This window comes from Microbacterium sp. K35 (genome assembly GCF_004794375.1).
Classification (GTDB): Bacteria; Actinomycetota; Actinomycetes; order Actinomycetales; family Microbacteriaceae; genus Microbacterium; species Microbacterium sufflavum.
This window is the reverse complement of the sequence record NZ_SSDM01000012.1, coordinates 1-6,128: the sequence shown is the minus strand read 5'-3', so window position 1 is coordinate 6,128 and position 6,128 is coordinate 1. Positions and strand designations below refer to the sequence as shown.

6 protein-coding genes are annotated in these 6,128 nt (G+C 72.1%); 2 read left to right on the top strand and 4 right to left on the bottom strand.

Features of this window, described 5'->3' with window-relative positions:
* The 4 genes from DW299_RS00090 to DW299_RS00075 all read right to left on the bottom strand — a co-directional run.
* On the bottom strand, positions 1-1,244 hold a 1,244-nt coding region (locus tag DW299_RS00090; protein ID WP_136035208.1), incomplete at its 3' end, for an acyltransferase family protein.
* A 96-nt stretch (positions 1,245-1,340) separates the two neighbouring features.
* The gene (locus DW299_RS00085) at positions 1,341-2,012 is read right to left on the bottom strand and encodes a response regulator (protein WP_136035207.1); all 672 of its coding nucleotides are present in this window, start codon (positions 2,010-2,012) and stop codon (positions 1,341-1,343) included.
* The gene (locus DW299_RS00080) at positions 2,009-3,298 is read right to left on the bottom strand and encodes a sensor histidine kinase (protein WP_136035206.1); all 1,290 of its coding nucleotides are present in this window, start codon (positions 3,296-3,298) and stop codon (positions 2,009-2,011) included. The genes DW299_RS00085 and DW299_RS00080 overlap by 4 nt, the downstream gene beginning before the upstream one ends.
* A gap of 5 nt (positions 3,299-3,303) precedes the next feature.
* The gene (locus tag DW299_RS00075; protein ID WP_136035205.1) at positions 3,304-3,921 is read right to left on the bottom strand and encodes a DedA family protein; all 618 of its coding nucleotides are present in this window, start codon (positions 3,919-3,921) and stop codon (positions 3,304-3,306) included.
* A gap of 163 nt (positions 3,922-4,084) precedes the next feature.
* On the opposite strand from DW299_RS00075, the gene DW299_RS00070 reads away from it, so the two are divergent.
* Positions 4,085-5,683, top strand: coding sequence for an ABC-F family ATP-binding cassette domain-containing protein (locus tag DW299_RS00070; protein ID WP_136035204.1), 1,599 nt, complete (start codon positions 4,085-4,087; stop codon positions 5,681-5,683).
* Between the two features lie 43 nt (positions 5,684-5,726).
* The coding region (locus DW299_RS00065) for a pyridoxamine 5'-phosphate oxidase family protein (RefSeq protein WP_136035203.1) at positions 5,727-6,128 on the top strand (402 nt) is incomplete at its 3' end.

Sequence of the window (6,128 nt, the reverse complement as noted above, 5' to 3'; positions counted from 1 at the left end):
GCGGCCATCAGCAGGGCCACGGCCACGACCGCGGTCGTGACGGACGTGCCCACGACCAGCAGCAGCACCACGCCGCCGAGCCCGAGCAGCCCGGCCGAGACCAGCCGCCCGGACGATCGGGTGCCCGTCGGCGCCGGCTGTCGTTCGAAGCGGTCGACGGCGACGGCCACCCCTGCGGTCAGGGCCAGCGCCGACAGCAGCCACAGCGGGCGTGTCAGCCACCACTCCGGGCCGTCGAGCGCCGGGAGAGCGGCACCGGTGCCGAGGGCGACGACCGCGGTCACGCCGGCCATCGCCAGCAGCACGGGCATGTGCCACAGGTAGATCGTCATCGTGCGGCGGGTGACGAATCGCGTGAACGCCGCCGCCGCGACGGTGCTGCTCGCCCGGGCGATCCGCTCGCGGTGCAGGGACAGCAGGCCCGTGTGGACGACGCCGACCAGCAGGAGCGCGGCGGTGGGCGGGTTGATGTTGGCGATGAGGTCGGGGGAGTACACGCCGGCGACGAAGAGCACGGTGAGGAGCACTCCGGCGCCCGCGGTGACGGCGACCCGGGTGCGGCGGGCGAGGGCGTCGATGCGCCCGTCGGCGAGGAAGAATCCGAGCTGCTGCAGCGTGAGCCAGACGAAGGCGAGGTTGAGGAACCCCAGTCCTGCCACGCCGGTCACGCCGCGTAGCGCATCCACCGCGACCGAGGCGGCCGCGAGCGCGCCGATCGTGCGCAGCGGAGCACGCTCGTGGAGGGCCGCCAGGGCGGGCAGCAGCAGCTGGCACAGCAGGAAGACCCCGAGGAACCACAGGGGCTGCCCGTAGCGGAAGCCCGCGACCGCGATCAGCTCGGCCGGGACGCCGAGGAGCGTCAGGACGGCCAGTGCCACGCCGACCGCGGCGACCGTGATGACTGCGGGCCGCAGCAGCCGGTGTACCCGTGCGGTCAGGAAGTCGAGGGTGCTCGCGCCCCTCGCCCGCAGCCGACGGGAGGCGAGCAGCCCGGAGAACCCTCCGATCACGAAGAACAGCGGCATGACCTGCAGCACCCAGCTGAGCGGTGCGATCCATCCCGTGCCGTCGCTCGCGTTCTCGAACACCGGGGCGCCGTCGGCCACCGTGACGCCCACCATGATGGCGTGCAGCACCACCACGCCGAGCACGCAGAGCGCGCGGATGAAGTCGATGCCGGTGTCGCGTCGTGCGGACGGCGCGGGCGGGGGAGCGGCGGCGGGCAGCGCCTGGACGATGGCCATGGGTCCTCCTCGGAACGGTGTCCTCGGAGGCTAGGGATGGGGTGTCCGCGGCGGCATCACCCTGCGGTGTCGATCAGACCCCTACCGTGGGGGGAGTCAGGACGAGGGCTCGACCAGCCCGGTGTCGTAAGCGAGGATCACCGCGTGGACGCGGTCGCGCAGGCCGAGCTTGGACAGCACCTTGCCCACGTGCGTCTTCACGGTCTGCTCCGCGATGAAGAGGTCCGTGGCGATCTCGGAGTTCGACCGGCCGCGACCGATCAACACCAGCACCTCGCGCTCGCGATCGGTCAGCTCCGCCAGCACGGTCGCGGAGCGGGGGGCGCGCGGGCGTCGTCCGGCGAACTGCTCGATCATGCGGCGGGTGACGCTCGGAGCCAGCAGGGCGTCGCCGCCCGCGACCACCCGCACCGCGTGCACGAGCTCCTCGGGCAGGGCGTCCTTGAGCAGGAAGCCGCTCGCGCCCGCCTCCAGCGCGTCGTAGACGTAGTCGTCGATGTCGAACGTCGTGAGCATCAGGATGCGCGGCACGTGAGCGGCGGGATACGACGTGCCGAGGATGCGGCGCGTGGCTTCGATGCCGTCGAGCTCCGGCATCCGCACGTCCATCAGGATCACGTCCGGATCGAGCCGGGCGGACAGCGCCACGGCCTCGGCGCCGTTCGCGGCCTGTCCGGCCACGCGGATCCCGTCGTGGGCGTCGAGAAGGGCGGCGAAACCCGCACGGACCATCGCCTGGTCGTCGGTGATGAGCACGCTGATCGTCACGGGGTCTCCTCGTCTGCTGCGGCCGGTGGGGCTGCCGTCATGCCGTGGTCGGCGGTGGTCGGGGTCGAGCCGTTGGCCAGGGGAAGGGTCGCCTCGACGCGCCAGCCGCCGTCGTCCGTGGGGCCGGCGGAGAGGCTGCCGCCGAGGATCTCCGCGCGCTCGCGCATTCCCCGCAGCCCGTAGCCGCCGGGGTGGGCTTCCGGCGGTCGCGGCGGCGCGGCGTTCTGCACGACGAGCCGCAGCGCCGCCGGATCCGCGTGCACGCGCACCGTGACACGGGCCCCCGGAGCATGGCGCACGGCATTGCTCAGTGCCTCCTGCACGATGCGGAACGCGGCGATCTGCACGGTGGGCTCCGCGCCAGACGCGGCATCCGTGCCCTCCATCACGAGCCCCACCTCGACGCCGGCGCGGCGGATGCTGTCCACGAGCGCGGGGACGTCGTCCAGGCCCTGCTGCGGGGCGAGTTCGGCGTGCTGGTCCTCCGTGCGCAGCACCCCCAGCATGCGCCGCATCTCGGTGAGCGAGGTGCGGGCGGTCGCGGCGATGTCCTCGAACTCGGCCGTCGCGATGTCGTCGAGCCCGGGGATCCGGTATCGCGCGGTGGACGCCTGCACCTGGATGACCGACATGCTGTGCGCCACCACGTCGTGCAGCTCGCGCGCGATCCGTGTGCGCTCCTCGACGAGGGCGCGGCGCGACTCCTCCAGCGCGCTGTGCTCCCGCTCGCGCGTGAGCTCCTGGGCCACGCGGACACGTCCGGCGACGAGCACGGCGATGAGGTACATGGCCGCGGCGAGCGACGACGTCACGATGAGGTCGGCGGTCGCACTCCCGGCGGACGCGTCGCTGGCGACCATGTCGGCTCGCAGCAGCGGAGCGGTGAGCGACGTGAGGGCCCCGAGCACGAGGGCGACGGCTCCGAGGCGGGGGCCGTGCACGAAGGTCACGACCCCCACGAACAGGACGAAGGTGAGCAGTGCCGGCACCGACCAGGGCCACGGCGACTGGATGGCCTGCGCGGGGACCACGAGGAGCGGCAGGGTGAAGGTCGCGGCGGTGAACAGCGCGATGGCCGTGCGCGGTCGGGCGAGGGCGACGAGCGGCGCTCCGCACAGCGCCGCGCCGACGAGGAACGTCAGCGGCAGGGGGGTGCCGGAGAGTACGGTCTGCAGGGGCACGAGCAGCGCGTACAGCACGACGACCGCCGCATACAGCGCCGCGAGGGCGGTGGCGCGGCGGTTCATCCGCGGCGCGCGCGGGGGTCGGGCTCGGCGGCGTGCCATGACTCTCATCCTGCCAGGTGGGCCACGGGCGCACGGCGACGACGGGCGGCGGCGATCCGGTCGATCACGACACCGATCACGAGGGCCACGCCGATGCCGAGCAGGGCGCTGAGCAGGGGCTGATCTTTGATCCACGCTCCGGCGAGCAGCCCGATCGCGAGGCTGAAGACGCTCCAGCTCGCGCCCGCGATCAGGCTCAGCGGCAGGAACCGGCGCCAGGGGAAGCCGAGCGCACCCGCGGACATGTTCACCGCGACGCGACCGACGGGGATGTACCGCGCGCCGAGGATGAGCGTGGCGCTGCGTCGATCGAGCGCGCGCTGGGCGTATGCGAAGGCCGTGACCACCCTCGGCCGCCGCATCCAGGCGAACCGTGAGGTGCCCAGTCGGCGTCCGATCAGGAAGGCGAGGTTGTCGCCGATGGCGGCACCGACCGCCGCGACGAGCCCCAGGAGCAGCAGGTTTCCGTCGCCGGTGGATGCGGCGACGGCGGCCGCGGCGACGAGCACGGTCTCGCTCGGCACGGGCGGGAAGAACCCGTCGATCACCGTGACGGCGAACAGCACCAGGTACAGCCAGGGGGAGGCGATCGCCTGCATGATGAGCTCGTTGAGGATGTCCACTCCTGCACGGTAGGCAGGCGGTCGCGCAGCGGGCATCCCTCTGCGGTATTCCGGCTCTCACTCTCGGGAGGGATCTTGCCGGGCGGTGAGGCTCTCCGGGCGGCATATACTGGGAGGCTGGCCGATCGGCCGCTCACCCACCCCGAAGGAACGGACGTCCGCTGTGCTTGCCGTGCACGACCTCGAGATCCGCGTTGGCGCGCGCCTGCTGATGGAGAACGTGTCGTTCCGCGTGGGCGACGGAGACAAGATCGGACTGGTCGGGCGCAACGGCGCCGGCAAGACCACTCTCACCAAGGTGCTCGCGGGGGATGTGCTGCCCTCCGGAGGCTCGGTCACCCGATCGGGTGAGCTCGGCTACCTGCCGCAGGACCCGCGTTCCGGGAACCCCGAAGACCTCGCGCGCACGCGCATCCTCGACGCGCGCGGCCTCGGTCAGCTGAACCTCGGCATGACGGAGGCGTCGCTCGCGATGGGCTCGGACGACCCGGCGGTCGCGGCGAAGGCCATGAAGCGCTACGCCACGCTCACGGAGCGGTTCGAGGCGCAGGGCGGGTACGCCGCGGAGGCGGAGGCCGCGTCGATCGCGCACAACCTCTCGCTGCCGGACCGCATCCTCGACCAGCCGCTCTCGACGCTGTCGGGCGGTCAGCGTCGGCGCATCGAGCTGGCGCGCATCCTGTTCTCCGACGCCGAAACGATGATCCTCGACGAGCCGACCAACCACCTCGACGCCGACAGCGTCGTGTGGCTTCGTGAGTTCCTGAAGAACTACAAGGGCGGCCTGATCGTCATCAGTCACGACGTCGAGCTCGTGGGGGAGACCGTGAACCGCGTGTTCTATCTCGACGCGAACCGCCAGGTCATCGACATCTACAACATGAACTGGAAGAACTACCTGCGCCAGCGCGCCGCCGACGAGGAGCGCCGGAAGAAGGAGCGCGCGAACGCGGAGAAGAAGGCGACGACGCTGCAGCAGCAGGCCGCGCGCTTCGGCGCCAAGGCCTCGAAGGCCGCGGCCGCGCACCAGATGATCGCGCGCGCCGAGAAGCTGCTCGCCGGACTCGACGAGGCGCGGCAGGAGGACCGGGTCGCGAAGCTGCGGTTCCCGAAGCCTGCCCCCTGCGGCAAGACCCCGCTCATGGCGTCCGGGCTGTCGAAGTCCTACGGCTCGCTGGAGATCTTCACCGATGTCGACCTCGCGATCGACCGCGGCTCGAAGGTGGTCGTCCTCGGACTCAACGGCGCAGGGAAGACGACGCTGCTGCGGATGCTCGCCGGGGTCGACCAGCCCGACACGGGCCAGCTCGAGCCGGGGCACGGCCTCAAGGTGGGCTACTACGCGCAGGAGCACGAGAACCTCGACGTCTCCCGCTCGGTGCTGGAGAACATGGTCTCCGCCGCTCCGCACATCACCGAGACGGAGGCGCGCAAGGTGCTCGGCTCGTTCCTGTTCACCGGCGACGACGTCCTGAAGCCCGCCGGGGTGCTTTCCGGTGGGGAGAAGACCCGCCTCTCGCTCGCCACGCTCGTGGTCTCGTCGGCCAACCTGCTGCTGCTCGACGAGCCGACCAACAACCTCGACCCGGCGTCGCGCGAGGAGATCCTCGGGGCGCTCGCGCACTACGAGGGCGCCGTGGTGCTCGTGTCGCACGACCCCGGAGCGGTGCAGTCGCTCAACCCGGAGCGGGTGCTCATCCTCCCGGACGGCGTCGAGGACATCTGGAACCAGGAGTACCAGGAGCTCATCGAGCTCGCCTGACCCGGCGCGGCCCGAGCGACGGCGGCGTGACATCATCGGGAGCATGAGCACGCCCGCGCCGAACCATCCGTCCGACATGCGCGCATGGCTGCGGAGCCTGCCGGCGCTCACCGGTCGCGGGCGACCGGTCGACGTCGCCGCGCTCCCGGCGGAGCCCCTGCCGCTGTTCCTCTCGTGGATCCGGCTCGCTGCCGATCAGGGGGTGCCGGAGCCGCACGCCGCCACCCTGGCGACGGTCGATCGCGACGGCATGCCGGATGCGCGCACGCTCCTCCTCAAGGATGCGGACGCCCGCGGATGGGCGTTCGCGGGGCCTCGTTCGTCGGGCAAGGGCATCCAGCTCGCCGTGCACGCCGTGGCGGCACTGAACTTCTGGTGGCAGCCGCTCGCCCGGGCGGTGCGGCTCCGCGGGCCGGTGCGGGAGGCGACGCCCGCGGAGAGCGCG